Below are 17958 nucleotides of genomic sequence, written 5' to 3'. Positions count from 1 at the left end.
ATGGAACAGCTCAAGGAGCAGCTCAAGACACTCCTCAATGACGCCCGCGTCTGGTTCGAGCGGCTGAGCACCCGCGAGCGCCGCATGGTGCTGGCCACGGGCGGCGCGGTGGCGGCCTTCGTGGTGTTCCTCATCTTCTTCTCCTTCTCCAACACGGCCAACAGCTACCGCAAGCGCACGGACCAGAAGCTGGAGAAGCTGCGCGAGGTGCAGGTGCTCGCGTCCAGCTACCGCGAGGCCGCCCAGGAGCGCCAGGCCATGGAGCAGCAGCTCACCGGCGGCGACGTGCGCCTGATGAGCTACGTGGAGGAGAAGGCCACGATGGCGGGGCTGACCGTGCCGAACATGACGCCCAAGAACGACGTGGCGCTGGGCGACGGGCAGATCGTCGAGAGCTCGGTGGAGCTGACGTTCACCGACGTGGACATCCAGAAGCTGCATGACTTCCTGACGGCGGTGGAGCGCGGGCCGGGCGTGGTGAAGGTGAAGAACCTGCGCCTGGAGCCCCACGACGCCAATGAAAACCTGACGGCGTGGACGACCGTCGCCACCTACAAGCTGAAGCCGCAATAACCATGGCAACCGAGACCAAGATCGCACGCTGGAAGCTGGTGCTGGGCTACGGGGCGTTCGCGCTCGTGGCCTTCGTGCTGTGCCTGCTGCTCACCTTCCCCTATGACACCTTGCGCGCGCGCGCCGTGGGCGCGGCGGCGGACGCGGGGTATGCGCTGCGCATCGGCTCGCTGCGGCCCGGGCTCTTCGGACTGACGGCCACCCAGGTGCGCCTGAGCAAGGTGCCCCACGGCATGACGCCCGAGTTGCAGGAGATGCTGGCGAGCAACTCGGCCATGATGCCCGGCCCCGAGGAGCTCGGCGAGCCGCTGACCATCGACTCGGTGGCGGTGCGGCCGGCGCTGTTTCCGCCCGGAGTGGCCTTCCGCGCCAGCCTGCTGGGCGGCAGCGCCAGCGGCAGCGTGGGTGGGCTGAGCGACGTGAAGGTGGCGGTGAAGCTGTCGGACCTGGATCCCTCGGGCGGCAACCTCAAGGGCTTCAGCGGCTTGGATCTGGTGGGCAAGCTCAATGGCTCGCTCGACCTCACCCTGCCGAAGACCCGGGGACAGCCGGACCTGAGCCAGGCCAATGGCCAGCTCTCGCTGGACTCGCGCGGGCTCATCATCCAGGGCGGCAACGTCACCGTGCCCATGTACGGCACGCCCACGCCCATGGATCTGCCGCGCATCGCCCTGGGCGACCTCGACGCGCGCATCCGCATCGAGAAGGGCCTGGGCACCGTGGAGGCCCTGCAGAGCAAGAGCGAGGACCTGGAGGTCCAGGGCTCGGGGACGCTGAAGCTCGGCCAGCGGCTGGACGTGAGCCAGCCCGACATGGACATCAAGCTCGGCGCCGAGCCGGAGTTCGTCAAGCGGCTGGGGCTCATCGGCGCGGGCCTGACCATCCTGCCCGCGGACAAGACCAACCCGAAGTTCCGCGTGGCGCACCTGTCGGGCTTCCTCAACCGGCCCACCTTCGGCCCCGCCCGCCAGCAGCCGCGCTAGTTCTCCACCGGGGAGGCGGCGCTCGCCGAGGTGCTCGACGCCTCGCGCCGCCCACCCCACCCCACCCCGACAAGCCATCGCACCGCGAGTCCCGCCCGAGCCCTCATGGCTCGGGAAGGCGCTCCTTCATTGGCTTGAAGTACCTGTATATGCAGTTATCATGAGCGGCCATGTACTCGCTCGAGGAAGCGTCCGAATGAGGACGGCGCTCCACCTGTCAGGAGGCGGCCTTCCGGCGGCGCTTCCCAGCGGCATTCACGTCGGTGCCCACCCCGTCTCCCAACTGCGTGCGAACGACGGCGGACATCATCTCGCGCAAGACAGCGGCCTGGGTGTCGCCAAACGCCTGCTCGAATCTGGCCTGGGCCCGCGACCAGAGAACCCGGGCCCGCTCTCGGACGGCCTTGCCTTGCGGCGTCAGGGCGATGACCCGCATGCGGCGATCCGTGCCCACCTGAAGCTCGACGAGCCCCTCATTGAGCAGCGGCCGGAGGTTGTGCGTGAGCGTCGAGGGATCCATGAAGAGCTGCTCCGCGAGTTGCTTCACCGTCCTGGGGCCCTGCATGAACACGCGGTTGAGGATGGAGTACTGCGTCGTTCGCACGCCACTCGGCGCGAGCGCCTGATCATAGAACTGCGTGACGTGGCGGGACGCCTGCCGCAACGCCAGGCAGTTACACGGGGTCGGAGTGAACTCTTCGTCGGGGGGCATGTCGGCGCTCCACACCGGAGTGTAGCCACTCGCGACAGCCATTTCATGCGGAACGAGAGGGCGCGGCACACCGCCTGGCCCGAGGAGGAAGCATCATGAGCCCACGCAAGCTGCATCATGCCTGGCTGGTCGCCGCCGCCGTGTTCGTCGTCTTGCTGTGCGCGGCCGGAGTGCGCGCGACCCCGAGCGTGTTCATCATCCCGCTCGAGCGGGAGTTCGGCTGGAGCCGGACGCTCATCTCTGGAGCCGTGTCCCTCAACCTCGTGCTCTACGGGCTCGTCGGCCCCTTCGCCGCCGCGATCATGCAGAGCCTTGGCATTCGCCGGACGATGCTCGTCTCGCTCGTCATCATCGCGGTGGGGGTGGCGCTGACGAACCTCATGAACACGCCGTGGCAGCTCTTCGCGTTCTGGGGAGTGCTCGTGGGGCTGGGAACGGGGACGACCGCCATGGTGCTCGGCGCGACGGTCGTGCACCGGTGGTTCGCGACCCGTCGCGGACTCGTCATGGGGCTGCTCACCGCCAGCACGGCGACGGGACAACTCATCTTCCTGCCCCTGCTCGCGGCCATGGTCGAGCGCCACGGATGGCGCAGCGTCTCGCTGGGCATCGCCGCCGTCGTCGCGCTGGTGGTGCCGCTCGTCGCGCTCGTCGTGCGGGACCACCCCTCGGAGGTGGGACTGCGGCCCTACGGCGCGGAGCCCGGCGTGGAGGAGCCGGTGGCCCCTCGCACCAACCCCCTGGTGAACGCGCTCGCCACCCTGGGCCGCGCCTCCAGGCGCCGTGACTTCTGGCTGCTCGCGGGGAGCTTCTTCATCTGCGGGGCGACGACGAACGGACTGGTGGGGACGCACCTGGTGCCCGCGTGCATGGACCACGGGATTCCCGAGGTGCGCGCCGCCGGGCTGCTGGCGGTGATGGGCGCTTTCGATCTCGTGGGCACGACCGCGAGTGGATGGCTGTCGGACCGCTACGACAACCGGTGGCTGCTCTTCTGGTACTACGGCTTGAGAGGACTCGCGCTGCTCTACCTGCCCGCGGCGTTCGAGATGTCGGTCCTGGGCCTTCCCGTGTTCGCGATCTTCTATGGCTTGGATTGGATCGCCACGGTGCCTCCGACCGTCCGTCTCACGACACAGACCCTGGGGTCCACGGACGGGCCCATCGCCTTTGGCTGGATCGTCGCCGCGCACCAGGTGGGCGCCGGGGTCGGAGCCCTGAGCGCCGGCGCGATTCGCGTGAACCTGTCGACGTACACGCCGGCCTGGGTCGTCGCTGGTGCCATCTGCATGGCCGCCTCCCTGCTCGTCCTGCGCATCGGCCGCGGCGCGCCTCGTGCATCCGTGGCCGCGGAGCCCGTGTGAGAGCGCCCCTCCGCCCCGGAAACTGACTGTTGAAGTCGGCCTCCTCGGGTCTACCTCAAAAATGGTCTTCTCCAGTTGCGAGCCCCCTCCCGGCCGGGATAGGAGGAGCGCTCGAATTGTCAGCGAGGACGGCCATGCCGGAGTTGGTGTTCTTTCGTCGGGGCGAGGAGGTTCTGCGGGTTGGACTGGGACGCGAGCGCATGGTGCTCGGCCGTGGCGACAAGAGTGATGTCGTCATTCCCGATCCGGAGGTGAGCCGTCAGCAGGTGGCGCTCACCTTCGATGGGACGCGATGTACCGTGCAGGATCTGTCGGGGAAGGGAACCCAGGTGGGCGGCACCTCGGTGACCCTGGGGGAATTGGCGGATGGGGCGGACATCTCGCTCGGCCAGTGGCGTGCCGTGTTCCGGCTCCACGGCAGCGGTCAGTCCGAGGAGGCCACCGAGGTGGGCGCGCGCACGGAGCTTCAATCCAAGGACTCCGTGTCGCGCTGGCAGCCCGCCCAGGTACGCATCAAGCAGGGGGCCAACGAGACCGTCCACAAGCTCCAGGGTGACAGCTTCACCGTGGGCAAGGATCCCTCGTGTGACCTGGTGGTGCAGGATTCCTTCATCTCCGGCCGCCACCTCAAGGTGGTGCGCCGGGAGGGGCACTTCCAGGTGGTGGATATGAACTCCACCAATGGCACCTGGCTGGGCGCGGTGCGCGTCTTCGAGGTGCAGGTGGGCCTGCCCACCACGCTGCGTCTGGGACAGACGGAACTCACGCTCGAGCCCGTCACCGCCGCCCGCCGCGAGCAGTCCTTCCATGGACTCATCGGCAACGACGCGTCCGTGCGGCAGCTCGTGGAGCTCATCCAGCGGGTGGCGCCCTCGTCCGCCGCGGTGGCCATCCTCGGCGAGTCCGGCACCGGCAAGGAGCTGGTGGCCCGGGCCCTCCACGAGTGCTCCCAGCGCGCCGACAAGGCCTTCATCCCCGTCAACTGCGCGGCCATCTCCAAGGAGCTCATCGAGAGCGAGTTGTTCGGCCATGAGAAGGGCTCGTTCACCGGCGCCACCAACGCGCGCAAGGGCGCCTTCGAGGAGGCCGACGGCGGCACCCTGTTCCTGGACGAGATTGGCGAGCTGCCGCTGGACCTGCAGGCCAAGCTGCTGCGCGCGCTGGAGAGTGGGGAGATCAAGCGCGTGGGCGCCAGCCGTCCCGTCAACGTGGACGTGCGCGTGGTGGCCGCCACCAACCGGGATCTGCTGTCGGCCTCGCGCGACGGCCGCTTCCGCGAGGACCTGTACTACCGCCTGTGCGTGGTCCCCCTGCACCTGCCGCCCCTGCGCAGCCGGCGCGGCGACATCCTCGCCCTGGCCGAGCACTTCCTGCGCATGTACTCGCCCCGGGGGCAGACGGTGCGCCTGGCCCCGGCCACCATCGAGCGGCTCCAGCAGCACGCCTGGCCGGGCAACATCCGCGAGCTGCGCAACGTGGTGCACCGGGGCCTGTTGCTGCGCAAGGGCGCCAACCTGGAGCCCGGTGACATCACCTTCGATCAGGAGGTGAATCGCGAGACGGGCGTCGCCGTGCCCGAGCTGCCCCCCGGCATGACGCTCGAGCAGATGCTGCTCAAGCTGGAGCGGCAGATCGTCGAGGCCGCCCTGCGCCGCTACAACAACAACCGCGAGCGCGTGGCGCGTGAGCTGGGCGTGGCCCGCTCCACCCTCTTCAAGCGCCTCAAGGAATGGGGCCTCACCCGCCAGGAAGAAGACCCGGAAACGTAGAAAATTCCAGTTAACACGGATTTTCTTCCACGAAAGAGGAGAGGGCCCTATTCTGAGCTGTCGCGGAAAAAGCGATTAGATCCTTTTCGCGGCCCATCCGTTGCAATCTCCAGGCACTCGATGAGGGTGCCGAGGAGGCAACACCATGGATGTAGCGGTCCTCCCTTTTCCGTCATTCACCGAGTTGTACCGACAGTACCGTACACGGGCCCTGGCCATCGCTCGCCGCATCGTGGGGGATGCGGATGACGCGGAAGACGTGGTCCAGGATGTCTTCGCACGCCTGGCCCAGCGTCCCAGCGGCTTCGATGGCCGCGCGTCGTCGAGCACGTGGTTGCACCGGGTGATGGTGAACAGCAGCATCAACTGGCTGCGAGCCCGGCGGCGCCGCGAGCGGCTGCGGCACGAGCCCGAGGAAGCCGTCTCGCCCGAGGCGAGCGCGGTGGGCACCGAGATGCAGCGCCACTTCGAGCAGGCCCTGCGTCACGTGAGCGAGCAGCAGCGCCAGGTGTTGTGGCTGCGGGAGATGCGCGGCTACAGCTATCCGGAGATCGCCACCCTGCTGCGCATCCCCGAGGGCACGGTGAAGAGCGCCCTGCACCGGGGCCGCCAGCGGGCCCAGGCCGAGCTGGAAGAGCGCGGCCAGAAGCCCTGAAGCGAGGGCGCGCAGGCGGAGGAGACTCAGTCCTCCGACTTCGCCCCGACGAACTGATCGTCCTTGTCGCGGAAGAGGAGGTTGAAGCTCGTGAGCGAGCCGTAGATGCGGGTGATGTGGCCCTGCATCTCCACCTTCTCGGCGTCCGACAGCTTCGGGTGGGAGTTGAGCTTCTGCTCCATCACCCGGAGCTTGTCGCGCACCATGACGATCTTGTGGAAGAAGGTATCGATGGGGATGTCGCGGCCCTGCAGGTCCGCCTTGCCGGGGACGAGCCGCAGGGTGCCGCCCTCCCACTTGTTGGCCAGCGGGGCATCTCCGCCCTCGCCCACCGCTTCCCGGATCAGCTCCATCAACTCCGCGCGCGTCATGTTCAGCTCCAGCCCTTCCAGGTCCACCACTTCGTCCGGCGAGTGCTCCCGCCGGCGCACAATCGGAGCCACGTTGCGCACCGCGCGCTGGCGCCGGGCCGACTCCGCGACGGCCGCCTGGGTGGCCACGCCGCGCGGCAGGAACTTGTTGCACAGGGGCGCCGAGGGCGGAAACAGCCCGCGCTCGGACTGCAACCGGCACACGCCCACCCAGCCGCGATGATCCACCGAGTGCGCTGCCCACAGCTTGCAGTTGCCGCACACCTTCTCTCCCGGTCCGAAGACCGGAAGAGGGGGCAGAACGATCCCGGTGCCATCCGACATATCAGCGACGCTCCTGCGCCTGGGCGCCCTTGCGCACGCCCAGCTCGCGCAACAGGGCGTCCGCGTCCTCGACTTGATCCAACAGCCACAGCACGTAGCGCACGTCCACGTTCACGTTGCGCGCCACGTCGGGATTATAGCCGAAGTCATTGGACACGTTCTCCCACACGCGGTCGAAGTTGACGCCCACGAGCTGGCCCTTGCCGTTGACGGTGGGGCTGCCCGAGTTGCCTCCGGTGGTGTCCGCGTCCGCCAGGAAGTTCACCGGCACGTCCTTGAGCCGCGGATCCAGCCACGGGCCGTACCTGCGGGCCTCGGCCGCCGCCACGACCTTGGCGGGGGCGTTGAAGGGCTCCTCGCCGGTGTTCTTCTCCAGGACGCCCGCGAGCGTGGTCTGCGGCAGGTAGAAGGCGCCGTCGCGCGGCGCGTAGCCCTTCACCTTGGCGAACGTCACCCGGAGCGTGCCATTGGCGTCCGGGGCCACCGGCTTGCCCGCGTGGGCCAGCACCGCCCGGCGCCACTGGGGCATCAGCCGCACGCCCGCGCCCTCGCGCCGGTCGCGCAGGTCATCCAACGCCACCAGCTCGGCCGCCAGGTCGAAGCCCAGCTCCAGCAGGGGATCCTTGCGCGCCCGGAGCTGGGCCTCGCTCTCGCCCGCCATCTTCTGCCGCTCGGCCAGATCCATCACCTTCGAGCCCGCGTACAGGGCATCGATCCTCGCGGACACGTCCTTCTCCGAGAACGCGCGGCCGAAGGCCTTGTCGATCGCCGCGATGCGCTCGCCCGCGCCCAGCGCCTGCGCCCGCCGAACCAGCGCGAGCACCACGCGCTTGTCCGCCGGAGCGAAGAAGTTCTTCTGCTCGCGCTCCAGCCGGTCCTTCTGCCGGGGCAGCTCACGCTCCATGAACTCGGGCTCGCGCTCGAGGTCCGGCTTCACGCGCTCCTGCGCCATGCGCACCAGCATCGCCGCGAGGCCCGGACCCTTCGTCACGCCGCGGAGGGCGTCGAGCAGGAAGTTGCGCTCGAAGGTCTTCGCGTCCTCGTCGCGCAGGGCCAGCAGCTCCGTGCGCGCCTGGAGCGCCGCGGCCCAGTCCTTGCGCGGGCGCGCCCACTCCACCACCGCCGCCTCGGCCTCGCGCTGCTTCTCCACGAGGTGGCCCCGCTTGAGTCCCGCGAGCTGTCCCCCCGCGTTCTTGTAGCGGTTGTGGAGGCTCTTGAGGTTGGAGGCCACGGCGATCTTCCCCGCGGGATCCTTCTCGCCCTGCTCCTCGAGGATGCGGATGAGCTCGCCGTACACGTCGATGACGCGCGGGTAGTAGCGCGACTGGCGATCGGCCATCTCGTCGGCGAGCATGGCGCGGAAGGTGAGGCCCGGGTAGCCCAGCACCATCACGAAGTCGTCGGGCTTCACGCCCTCGGGGGCCAGCGGGAAGAAGAACTCCGCCTTGTAGGGCACGTTCTGGGCGCTGAACTGGGCCGCCGAGCCATCCGGAGCCACGTAGGCGCGCAGGATGGAGAAGTCCCCGGTGTGGCGCGGCCACATCCAGTTGTCCTCCTCGCCGCCGTACTCACCCACCGAGCGCGGGGGCGCGTACACCAGGCGCACGTCCGCCAGCTCCACCGAGTCGAGCAGGGTGAACTGCAGTCCGCCCTCGAAGCGGGCCACCTTGCAGCGCGTGGCGGGGCGCTTCTCGCACTCGGCGACCAGCTCCTTCTCCTTGCGCTCCAGCGCCTTCTGCCGCGCGAGATCATCCGCCCCGGCGGGCACCGCCTCGAGCATCTGCTTCGTCACGTCCGTGAAGGCCCGGGGCACCTGGATGCGCGCGCCCTTGCCCGGCAGCTCCTCCTCGCGCGTCCGGGCGAGGAAGCCCTGGGTGAGCAGGTCGCGCTGGGGCGTGCTGTGCTCCTGGATGATGGAGAAGGCGCAGTGGTGGTTGGTGATGACCAGACCCGCCTCGGAGATGAAGGCCCCCGAGCACCCGCCCACGTTCACCGTGCCCGCCAGCAGGCCAGTGCCCCGATTGGGATCCCACAGCTTCTGGGGAGCGAGCTGGAGGCCCTGCTTCTTGAGCGCGGCCGCGTCGAGTTGAAGAACCTGCTGGGGGGTCCACTTGCCCTCTCCAGCCAGGACCGGAGCGGACAGGAGCGATAGGAACAGGAGCGCCTTCTTCATGGGGCTCCTTCCCTATCGCTTCTTCCGCCCGCTGGCGATCGTTTCGGCCCGCCCCCGGGGGAGCGTGCAGGGCCCCCTGGTTCACCGCCGGGGGCGCATCCGGTAGGCCACGAAGGAGGCCACGTCGGGGAAGGCGAAGTAGGGGTTGTGCTGACGCACCTCGCCAAGGGACGCCACCGGCACGTTCGCGTAGTCGTGCCCGGGGAGCAGCCGGGTGGTGTCCGGCACCTTGGAGAGCACCTGGGACAGCGAGCGATACATGGCCTCGGGATCGCCGCCGCGCATGTCGCACCGGCCACACCCATTGATGAAGACGGTGTCCCCCGACACCAGCGCGTCCTGGGCGAGCAGGCAGTGCGAGCCCGGCGTATGTCCCGGGGTGTGCAGCGCCTGGAAGGTCCTCCCCCCGACGACCAGCTCCGCGCCCGGATCCAGTGGCCGCAGCGCGCCCGGCGCCAGACCGCGCAGGTCCGCGGAGAAATCCACCTCCTCGCGCTGGGCGTACACCGGCACGTCATGGCGCGAGAGCAGCTCCGGCAGGCCGTTGGTGTGGTCGCCGTGGCAGTGCGACACGAAGGCGCCCACCAGGCGCTTGCCGTCTTGCTCGAGGGCCTTCTCGATCGCGGGCACGTCCCAGGCCGCGTCCACCACCAACACCTCGTCGGAGTCCTTCGGCCCCACGAGGTAGACGAAGTTGTCCATGGCTCCGAGCTTCAACTGGCGCGTGTACAGCGCGTGCATTGGCATCCTCCTGGTGTCCGGCTCGCGGTTATGCCCCACATGAAGGCGGGAGGTCGCGCTTGAGACGCAACACCCGTTCGCATTTGAATGTGCCCCCCCGTGACGACCCCGAGGAGGTCATCCCTTGAGACGAATGCTGCCGACCCTGGCCCTCGCCCTGTTCTCCATGAGCGCTGGGGCCAAGGACCGCGTGACCTTCCGCCACACGCCCCTGCCGGGGGATGAGCGCCCCGTGATCACCGAGGCCGTCGTGGGCCCCCAGGGCAACGACTTCGCGCTGCGGTTGACCTTCAACAAGCCTCCCTTCGGCGTGGAGTGCGGCACGCGCTGCGCCAACTCCACCCTGCTGATCGATACGGATGCCACGGCCGGCACGGGCTTGAAGCTCGAGGGCAAGCAGGCCGAGAACGGCGCGGACTTGGCCATCATCATCCAGGGCGCGAGGGATCTCTCCGGCGCGAGCGGAGACAACTACCTGCGCGTGAAGGTCCGGCACGTGTCGAACGAGGCGAAGACCGTGGACGAGGGGGAGCTCATCGCCGAGCTGGATCACCGCAAGGATCCCGATCGCATCCACGTCGAGGGCAGCACGGTCTTCCTGCTCATCGACGCGAGCGGCGACATGCCCTCGGGCCGCAAGGCGCGCATCGTCTACCACCCCCCCGGCGACAAGGCGATCCAGGCCTCGCTCGCCGGCATGGCCGGTGGCTCGAGCCAGGGCAAGGTGATGATCTTCCGCCGCGGAAGCTGGGGCAAGGCGCCCCAGGGCGGCACGCGCGTCTCGCCCGAGCCCCACGCCGAGCCCAAGTAGCACGGCCGCCCCTCGTCCCGGCGGCCCGGGCACCTGACGGGCAAGCGAACTCCGCGAGTCATGTCAGCCCCCCGGTGCAGTATCCGCCCATGGTCGCCGGATCGAGGTCGGCCCTCCCCTTCGAGGGCCCCCTGCCTGGCGCACCCGGTCCGGCGAGAAACCCCGGCCCCTACCCAGGCAGGCCAGTCCCATGAGATGACCCAGTGAGCCGTTCTCCGTGGCTTTTCGTGGCCCCGAACACTGAACGGACGTATAGGAAACCTACCCCCGAGGCTTCGCAACCCCTCGAATTTGTTCCTTTTCATGATGGGCCGTGGTAGTCCCGCCGGCTCATCTTCACCTGTCCCGGCACCCGGAGTGCGTGAGCCGCGCCCCGCGTTCTAGAGGGATACCACCAGTCCTGGCCTGAACACATGAGCACGCTCGCAACAGCAGCGGACAACAAGACGCGCAAGAAGCAGGGAGCCTCGGGCGGCGGCGGAAACGGAACCGCCGCGGGCTCGGGAGGCAGTGGGGGCGATGGCTCCATGCCCGCCGCGCTCGCCGACGAGGCGCGTCGCCGCTACCTCAACTACGCCTTGTCCGTCATCACCTCGCGCGCCCTGCCCGACGTGCGTGACGGCCTCAAGCCCGTGCAGCGCCGCATCCTGTACGGCATGTGGAACGACCTGAACCTGTCGCACGACGCCAAGTACAAGAAGTGCGCGCAGGTCGTCGGCGCCATCATGGGCCCCTACCACCCGCACGGCGACGCCTCCATCTACGAGGCGCTGGTGCGCATGGCGCAGGACTTCTCCCTGCGCTACCCGCTGGTGGACGGCCACGGCAACTTCGGTTCGCTCGACGGCGACGCCGCCGCGGCCTACCGCTACACCGAGTGCCGCCTGGAGAAGCTCTCCGGCGAGCTGCTCAACGAGCTGGGGCAGAAGACGGTCGACTTCCGTCCCAACTACGACGGCACCCGCACCGAGCCCATCGTGCTGCCCGCGCGCGTGCCGCACCTGCTCATGAATGGCACCACGGGCATCGCCGTGGGCATGGCCACCAACATCCCGCCCCACCACCTGGGCGAGCTGTGCGACGCGCTCATGGCGCTCGTGGATGACAACACCCTCACCACCAAGCAGTTGCTCAAGTGGGTCAAGGGGCCGGACTTCCCCACCGGCGGAGAGATCCTCAACTCCCAGAAGGAGCTGCAGGACATCTACGAGTCGGGCCAGGGCAGCGTGCGCCTGCGCGGCGAGTACACCCTGGAGGACATGAAGCGCGGGGGGCAGCAGATCATCATCACCTCCATCCCCTACACGGTGAACAAGTCCACGCTCGTGGCGAAGATGGGGGAGATCGTCCGCGACCGGAAGCTGCCGCTCGTGGTGGACGTGCGCGACGAGTCCACCAAGGACGTGCGCATCGTCCTGGAGCTCAAGAAGGAGGCCAGCCACGAGCTGGTGATGGCCTACCTCTACAAGAACACCCCGCTGCAGACGAACTTCAACGTCAACCTCACGTGCCTGGTGCCCAACCCGGAGAACCCGGACGTGGGCACGCCCCGGCGGCTGGGGCTCAAGGAGATCCTCCAGTACTTCCTCGACTTCCGGCTCGAGGTCGTCAAGCGGCGGCTGCAGTACCAGCTCGACGAGCTGAAGAAGCGCGTGCACATCCTCGAGGGCTTCGAGAAGGTCTACGACGCCCTGGACGAGATGATCCGCATCATCCGCCAGTCCGAGGGCAAGCAGGACGCGGCCAAGAAGCTCATGGCCCGCTTCAAGCTCGACGAGGTCCAGGTCGACGCCATCCTGGAGATGAAGCTCTACAAGCTCGCGCGCCTGGAGATCCTCGTGGTGCAGAACGAGCTCAAGGAGAAGCGCGCGCAGATCAAGAACCTGGAGGCGCTGCTCAAGAGCAACACGCGGCTGTGGGGCACGGTGAAGGACGAGCTGGCCGAGGTGAAGGCCCAGTACGCCACGGGCAAGCGCCGCAGCAAGGTGAGCCGCGGCGGCGCCGAGGAGATGGTGTTCGACGCCGAGGCGCTCATCGCCGACGAGGACGCGCACGTCGTCCTCACCCGCGACGGGTGGATCAAGCGCATGCGCGAGGTGAAGGATCCCTCCGCCACGCGCCTGCGCGAGGGCGACGCGGTGATGGCGGTGCTGGCCGGCAGCCTCAAGGCCAACCTGGTGCTGTTCACCAACTTCGGCACCGCCTACGTCACGCGCTTCAACGACGTGCCGGCCTCCACGGGCTACGGAGATCCGGTGCAGAAGCTGTTCAAGTTCGACGACGGCGAGCGCGTGGTGGGCGCGCTGTCGCTCGACAGCCGGCTGTGGCGCCCGGAGAAGCTCCTGGGCATCACCAAGCAGGGTCAGGGCATGCGCTTCCCGCTCGCCCCGCACCTGGAGGTGTCCACGCGCGCCGGCCGCCGCTACGCCAAGACGGGCGAGGGTGATGAGATCGTCGGCGTGCAGCCGGTGGAGGACAAGGACCTGGTGGGCGTGCTCACCGAGCACACGAACGTGCTCGTGTGCAAGGTGGCGGAGATCAACGAGCTGGCCGGTCCGGGCAAGGGCGTGAGCGTCATCAAGGTGGACTCGGGAGACCGGGTGGTGGACTTCATCGTGGCGCCCCCGGGCAACAAGGACGCGGGGATTGGCTACGAGACGAACAAGGGCCGCAAGCTCGTGCTCACCCCGGGCCGTCAGGAAGTGACGGGCCGCGGAGGCAAGGGCCACGAGATGTCGCGCAAGGACGGAGTGAAGGAGGTGCAGCGTGCGCCTCTGTTCGTCCCGCTGCCGGAGCCCAAGAAGAATTAGCCGGGGAGAGTCATGGCGACGAGCAACAAGAAGACGACCTATACGGGCGCGGACATCCAGGTCCTCGAGGGCCTGGAGCCGGTGCGCAAGCGCCCCGCGATGTACATCGGCGGCACCGACTCCACGGGCTATCACCACCTGCTCTGGGAGATCCTCGACAACTCGGTGGACGAGGTCATCAACGGCTACGCGTCCACCGTGGAGGTGACGCTGCACAAGGATGGCCGGACGATCACGGTGGTGGACGATGGGCGCGGCATCCCCATCGACATCATGCCCAAGTTCAAGAAGCCCGCGGTGGAGATCATCCTCACCACGCTGCACGCGGGCGGCAAGTTCGAGCAGGGCAACTACATCCACTCGGGCGGTCTGCACGGCGTGGGCAGCTCGGTGGTGAACGCGCTGGCGCGCAAGCTCGTGGTGGAGATCAAGCGCGACGGCAAGCGCCACGTGCAGACGTACAGCAAGGGCAAGCCGACCAGCCCCCTCAAGGCGGACGGCGCCGCGCGCGGCACCGGCACGTCCACGACGTTCGAGCCGGATCCGGAGATCTTCGGCGAGAAGCTCAAGTTCGACGCGGCGCTCATCCGCGAGCGGCTCGAGGCCAAGAGCTACCTGCACAAGGGCATGACGGTCGTCTGGAAGGACGAGACGGCCACGCCCGCCGTGAAGGAGGAGTTCAAGCACGACGGCGGCATCGCCGAGTACCTCACCAAGGTGGTGGCCGAGCGCGGCAAGCCCGTGGTGCCCTCGGGCAGCACGGCCCACTTCTACCACTCGCGCGACAACGGGGTGCGGCTGGAGGCGGCGCTGGTGTGGACGGAGGCCACGGACGAGCACATCCGCTCGTACGTCAACGGCATCCCCACGCCCCTGGGCGGCACGCACGAGGCGGGTCTGCGCGGCGCGGTGGTGAAGGCGGTGCGCAACTACATCGAGACGCACGACCTGACGTTCAAGGGCGTCACGCTCACCGCGGAGGACATCCGCGAGGGCATGACGTGCATCCTGTCCACCTACGTGGTGGAGCCGCAGTTCCAGGGGCAGACCAAGGGGCGGCTCAACAACCCCGAGACCTCGGCCCAGGTGGATGGCGTCATCCGGCCCGCGCTGGAGAAGTGGCTCAACGACAACAAGTCCATCGCCGAGGCGGTGGTGGCGCGCATCGTGCTCGCCGCCCGCGCCCGCGAAGCGAGCCGCGCCGCGTCACAGGCCATCAGCCGCAAGACGGCCGTCAGCCACCGGCTCAACCTGCCGGGCAAGCTCGCGGACTGCTCCGCCACGGAGCCGGGCAACAGCGAGCTGTTCCTCGTGGAAGGTGACTCCGCAGGTGGGAGCGCCAAGCAGGGGCGGGATCGCCGCACGCAGGCGGTGTTGCCGCTGCGCGGCAAGGTGCTCAACTCCGAGCAGGCCTCCACCGACAAGGTGGTGGGCAACCGGGAGCTCACGGACATCGTCAGCGCCCTGGGGTGCGGCATCGGCAACGACTTCGACATCACCAAGCTGCGCTACGGCCGCGTCTTCCTGCTCATGGACGCCGACAGCGACGGCCACCACATCGCCACGCTGCTGCTCACCTTCTTCTACCGCCACCTGCGCCCGCTCATCGAGGGCGGGCACGTCTTCCTCGCCCAGCCGCCCCTGTTCCGGGTGGACATCGGCAAGGAGACGTACTGGGCGCTGGACGAGGAGCACCGCGACCGCATCATCCGCGAGAAGACCAAGGGCAACGCCAAGCCCAGCGTCATGCGCTTCAAGGGTCTGGGCGAGATGACGCCGGACGAGCTGAAGGAGACCACGCTCGATCCGAAGAACCGCCAGAGCCTGCGGGTGACGATCGACAACCCGCTGCTGACCGATCAGGTCATCAATGACCTGATGGGCCGCGACGTCAGCGCGCGCTTCAAGTTCATCATGGAGAGCGCCAACGAGGTCGAGGAGCTGGACGTCTAGCGCGGGCGGAGGGGCGCCCCCCCAAAGGGCGCCCCCGCCGGGGCCATGGTGCCCGGGCCCCCGGCTCGGATAGCATCGGGCCCCGTGCGATTGAAGACCCCTCTCTCCCTGTCGCTCGCGCTGCTGCTCGGCGCGATCCCCAGTGCCCCCCAGGCTTCCCCCGGCCCCGGCACGCTCGTGGCCGCGGCCAAGAAGAAGAAGCCCGCCGCGGCACCGGTCCAGCCCCCCCCGCCCGTCGAGGAGCCGCTGCCCCAGCCCCTGCCGCCGCCCGAGCCCCCCGCCCTGCCCGCGCTGCCCGCCACGCCGTGGGCCGGCAGGACCGTGGTGCTGGCCGTGCCCGCCACCGCCGCCACCGCCGCCGACGCCCTCGACGCCACCCGGCTCGAGGGCTCGCTGAACGAGGCGCTGGTCGGACAGGCCAACGTCTTCCTGTTGAATCCCGTGGAGCGCTTTCCCGCGCCCCCTCCCCTGTCGCTCGAGCGCGGCGATGTCCTCTACAACGAGGGCAAGGGGCTCTACGACAACCTGGATCCCGAGGGCGCGGCGAAGAAGTTCACCACGCTGGCCTCCTACTACCAGCGGCTTCCGGTGGACACGAAGCCGGAGCGTCTGGCGCGCGTCTACATCTTCCTGGGGGCCTCGCGCCTGCTCGATGGAGACACCGCCGGGGCCCAGAAGTTCTTCACCCGGGCGGTGCTCGCCGAGCCCAACGTCAAGCCCGAGTCCGAGCTGTTCGGTCAGGACGTGGACGAGGCCTTCACCGCCGCGAAGACGGCCCTGGCCAGCGCCCCCCGGGGCACGCTCGCCATCGACTCGGTGCCCCAGGGCGCGCAGGTGACGGTGCACGGCGAGTCCCTCGGCACCACGCCGCTCAAGGACGTGGAGCTGCCGCCGGGCCCGCACCAGGTGGTCATCACCCTTCCCGGCCACCTGCCCTTCGGCACCTTCCAGGAGGTGGCCTCGGGACAGCGCGCGGAGGTGCGCCCCACGCTGGCCCCCGTGCCGGGCCTGGGCGAGTTCCGGGAGCAGGCCACCCAGGTGGCCACGTCCAAGACGCTCGACACCCCTCCAGCCGGGGCGCCGCCCGCGGAGATCGTCGCCCTGGGCCAGAAGATTGGCGCGCGCTATGTGGTGCTCGCCCGGGTGGAGCACACGGGGCCGGGCGCCGTGAGCGCCACGCTGGATGCCTGGGACGTGCAGGGCAAGAACCGCTTGCGCGGCGTGAAGTGGAACCCCGCTTCCGCCACGGAGCAGCAACGCGTGGTGCGCCAGGTGAATGACTTCGTCACCGGCAGGTTCTCCAACGGGCTGACGATCCCGCCCGAAGTGGTGGCGGTGGTGAAGAAGCCCTGGTTCTGGGCGGCGGTGGGCGGAGTGGCCGTGGCCACCACCGCCGGCATCTTGCTGGCCAACCAGGGGGGCAAGCCCCTCGGGGCGCGGTTGGGCAATTTCGGCGCGGGCTGGTAGCGCCCGTTCTCAGAGGTACATCACATGAAGATCCTGGCGCTCCTGCTGCTTCCCTCCCTCGCCCTGGCGGCCCCCCCCGGCGCGCCCCGGCGCATCACCTCCATCCTCGTGCCAATGGACTCCGTCGCCGAGTCGGGTGGACCGAGGATGGAGAGCTACATGAACGAGGCCCTGGGACAGTTCCCGGGCTACACCGTGAGCAAGTCCGAGCAGTTCCTGGGCCTGCCGCGGGATGCAGAGGCGGAGACCTCGCTCAAGCGGGGCCAGCAGGGCTATCAGGAGAGCCTCGCCGCCTTCGAGAAGAAGGACTACGAGGACGCCGAGCGCAAGCTGCGCGCCACGCTCAAGGAGTTGCAGGCGGCCACCGCGGCGATGACGGCCTCGTGCACCCCCTTGTGCGACGCCATCGCGCTCTACGCCGCGGTGATGCACCAGCGCGGCGACGTGGAGGAGGCGAAGCTCGCGCTGTTGGACCTGCTGTCGCTCCACCCCACCTTCGAGCTGAACACCAAGCGCTTCAGCCGGGAGTTCATCGCGTTGCGGTTGCAGGTGGCCACGGGCATCAACGCGGCGCTGCGCGGCACGGCGACGGTGAAGTCGCGGCCGGCCGGGGCGCGCGTCTTCATCGACAACCAGTTCCAGGGCTATACGCCGATGACGGTGCCCACGCTCTCGGTGGGCAAGCACCTGCTGCGCCTGGAGCGCCCGGGCTTCCGCGTGGCCGGGCAGGTGCTGGAGGTGGGCCCGGACGACGTCGAGGCGAGCGCCGAGCTGCAACCCACCGAGGAGTACAAGGCCTTCGATGCCCGGCTGGACACGGTGGCCACGGAGGTGACGCGCGCGGACAAGGGCGCCAGCCCGGCGGTGTCCTCGCTCGGCAAGGCGCTCGGACTGGAGCGGGCCCTGGTGGGCACGCTGCGCGACATGAAGGAGAACGGCGCCACCGAGCTGGTGCTGGGGCTGTACGAGATGAGCAGCGGCAAGCGGCTCGGCGTGCGGCGCGTGGTGCTGCAGGGCGATGAGTTCGGCCAGCTCAAGTCGGAGCTGTCGCGCATCGTCAATCACCTGATGAACAACTCCGAGGGGGGCGCGGAGAAGGTGGTGAAGTCGTCGGATCCGCTGGAGAACTCCCACGGCATGGACGAGTGGAATCGGGAGGATCGCGGCGGCAAGCGGCGCGCCCAGGAGAAGAAGTCCAAGGGGGGCGATCCGCTGGACGGAGTGAACGGTACCGAAGATTGGTGAGCCAAGG

14 protein-coding genes are annotated in these 17958 nt (G+C 68.9%); 10 read left to right on the top strand and 4 right to left on the bottom strand.

Going from position 1 to position 17958, the window contains the following annotated elements:
* Both gspM and gspN read left to right on the top strand, forming a co-directional pair.
* On the top strand, positions 1–573 hold the full coding sequence (gene gspM / locus F0U63_RS13455) for a type II secretion system protein GspM (RefSeq protein WP_395846294.1): 573 nt from the start codon (positions 1–3) through the stop codon (positions 571–573).
* 2 nt (positions 574–575) lie between these two features.
* On the top strand, positions 576–1556 hold the full coding sequence (gene gspN / locus F0U63_RS13450; protein ID WP_395846293.1) for a type II secretion system protein GspN: 981 nt from the start codon (positions 576–578) through the stop codon (positions 1554–1556).
* A gap of 217 nt (positions 1557–1773) precedes the next feature.
* On the opposite strand, the gene F0U63_RS13445 is transcribed toward gspN, so the two are convergent.
* Entirely contained in the window at positions 1774–2268 is a 495-nt protein-coding gene (locus F0U63_RS13445; protein WP_395846292.1) for a MarR family winged helix-turn-helix transcriptional regulator, read from the bottom strand.
* 95 nt (positions 2269–2363) lie between these two features.
* Here F0U63_RS13445 and F0U63_RS13440 point away from each other — a divergent pair, with 95 nt between their 5' ends.
* From F0U63_RS13440 to F0U63_RS13430, 3 genes are all read left to right on the top strand, one after another.
* Positions 2364–3632, top strand: coding sequence for an MFS transporter (locus tag F0U63_RS13440; protein ID WP_395846291.1), 1269 nt, complete (start codon positions 2364–2366; stop codon positions 3630–3632).
* A 134-nt stretch (positions 3633–3766) separates the two neighbouring features.
* Entirely contained in the window at positions 3767–5401 is a 1635-nt protein-coding gene (locus F0U63_RS13435) for a sigma 54-interacting transcriptional regulator (protein WP_395846290.1), read from the top strand.
* A 145-nt stretch (positions 5402–5546) separates the two neighbouring features.
* Positions 5547–6056, top strand: coding sequence for an RNA polymerase sigma factor (locus F0U63_RS13430; protein ID WP_395846289.1), 510 nt, complete (start codon positions 5547–5549; stop codon positions 6054–6056).
* Positions 6057–6082: 26 nt separating this feature from the next.
* Here F0U63_RS13430 and F0U63_RS13425 read toward each other — a convergent pair whose 3' ends face one another.
* From F0U63_RS13425 to F0U63_RS13415, 3 genes are all read right to left on the bottom strand, one after another.
* A complete protein-coding gene (locus F0U63_RS13425; RefSeq protein ID WP_395846288.1) occupies positions 6083–6751 on the bottom strand; it encodes a hypothetical protein in 669 nt (222 codons plus the stop codon).
* 1 nt (position 6752) lies between these two features.
* Entirely contained in the window at positions 6753–8924 is a 2172-nt protein-coding gene (locus F0U63_RS13420) for a S46 family peptidase (protein WP_395846287.1), read from the bottom strand.
* A gap of 81 nt (positions 8925–9005) precedes the next feature.
* Positions 9006–9665 (bottom strand): MBL fold metallo-hydrolase, encoded by a 660-nt coding sequence (locus F0U63_RS13415; RefSeq protein WP_395846286.1) that lies wholly within the window; start codon positions 9663–9665, stop codon positions 9006–9008.
* A 133-nt stretch (positions 9666–9798) separates the two neighbouring features.
* On the opposite strand from F0U63_RS13415, the gene F0U63_RS13410 reads away from it, so the two are divergent.
* The 5 genes from F0U63_RS13410 (at position 9799) to F0U63_RS13390 (ending at position 17951) form a co-directional block, all read left to right on the top strand.
* Entirely contained in the window at positions 9799–10476 is a 678-nt protein-coding gene (locus tag F0U63_RS13410) for a hypothetical protein (protein WP_395848367.1), read from the top strand.
* A 413-nt stretch (positions 10477–10889) separates the two neighbouring features.
* The gene (gene parC / locus F0U63_RS13405; protein ID WP_395846285.1) at positions 10890–13286 is read left to right on the top strand and encodes a DNA topoisomerase IV subunit A; all 2397 of its coding nucleotides are present in this window, start codon (positions 10890–10892) and stop codon (positions 13284–13286) included.
* Between the two features lie 12 nt (positions 13287–13298).
* Positions 13299–15239 (top strand): type IIA DNA topoisomerase subunit B, encoded by a 1941-nt coding sequence (locus tag F0U63_RS13400; RefSeq protein WP_395846284.1) that lies wholly within the window; start codon positions 13299–13301, stop codon positions 15237–15239.
* A gap of 84 nt (positions 15240–15323) precedes the next feature.
* Complete coding sequence (locus F0U63_RS13395) at positions 15324–16706, top strand: PEGA domain-containing protein (RefSeq protein WP_395846283.1); 1383 nt, start codon at positions 15324–15326, stop codon at positions 16704–16706.
* A 24-nt stretch (positions 16707–16730) separates the two neighbouring features.
* Positions 16731–17951 carry a PEGA domain-containing protein gene (locus F0U63_RS13390; protein ID WP_395846282.1) on the top strand — a complete coding sequence of 407 codons (1221 nt, stop codon included), beginning with the start codon at positions 16731–16733 and terminating at the stop codon, positions 17949–17951.
* Positions 17952–17958 lie beyond the last annotated feature (7 nt).

The sequence above is a fragment of the Cystobacter fuscus genome (assembly GCF_044360685.1).
Lineage (GTDB): Bacteria > Myxococcota > Myxococcia > Myxococcales > Myxococcaceae > Cystobacter > Cystobacter fuscus_C.
Note: the sequence above shows the minus strand (reverse complement) of the source record. Positions and strands in the feature narration are given on the sequence as shown.

What these genes read in the sequence shown, in the direction of transcription:
- gspM (WP_395846294.1), top strand. Translation starts at nt 1, where the DNA reads ATGGAACAGCTCAAGGAGCAGCTCAAGACACTCCTCAATGACGCCCGC.
- gspN (WP_395846293.1), top strand. Translation starts at nt 576, where the DNA reads ATGGCAACCGAGACCAAGATCGCACGCTGGAAGCTGGTGCTGGGCTAC.
- F0U63_RS13445 (WP_395846292.1), bottom strand. Translation starts at nt 2,268, where the DNA reads ATGCCCCCCGACGAAGAGTTCACTCCGACCCCGTGTAACTGCCTGGCG.
- F0U63_RS13440 (WP_395846291.1), top strand. Translation starts at nt 2,364, where the DNA reads ATGAGCCCACGCAAGCTGCATCATGCCTGGCTGGTCGCCGCCGCCGTG.
- F0U63_RS13435 (WP_395846290.1), top strand. Translation starts at nt 3,767, where the DNA reads ATGCCGGAGTTGGTGTTCTTTCGTCGGGGCGAGGAGGTTCTGCGGGTT.
- F0U63_RS13430 (WP_395846289.1), top strand. Translation starts at nt 5,547, where the DNA reads ATGGATGTAGCGGTCCTCCCTTTTCCGTCATTCACCGAGTTGTACCGA.
- F0U63_RS13425 (WP_395846288.1), bottom strand. Translation starts at nt 6,751, where the DNA reads ATGTCGGATGGCACCGGGATCGTTCTGCCCCCTCTTCCGGTCTTCGGA.
- F0U63_RS13420 (WP_395846287.1), bottom strand. Translation starts at nt 8,924, where the DNA reads ATGAAGAAGGCGCTCCTGTTCCTATCGCTCCTGTCCGCTCCGGTCCTG.
- F0U63_RS13415 (WP_395846286.1), bottom strand. Translation starts at nt 9,665, where the DNA reads ATGCACGCGCTGTACACGCGCCAGTTGAAGCTCGGAGCCATGGACAAC.
- F0U63_RS13410 (WP_395848367.1), top strand. Translation starts at nt 9,799, where the DNA reads ATGCTGCCGACCCTGGCCCTCGCCCTGTTCTCCATGAGCGCTGGGGCC.
- parC (WP_395846285.1), top strand. Translation starts at nt 10,890, where the DNA reads ATGAGCACGCTCGCAACAGCAGCGGACAACAAGACGCGCAAGAAGCAG.
- F0U63_RS13400 (WP_395846284.1), top strand. Translation starts at nt 13,299, where the DNA reads ATGGCGACGAGCAACAAGAAGACGACCTATACGGGCGCGGACATCCAG.
- F0U63_RS13390 (WP_395846282.1), top strand. Translation starts at nt 16,731, where the DNA reads ATGAAGATCCTGGCGCTCCTGCTGCTTCCCTCCCTCGCCCTGGCGGCC.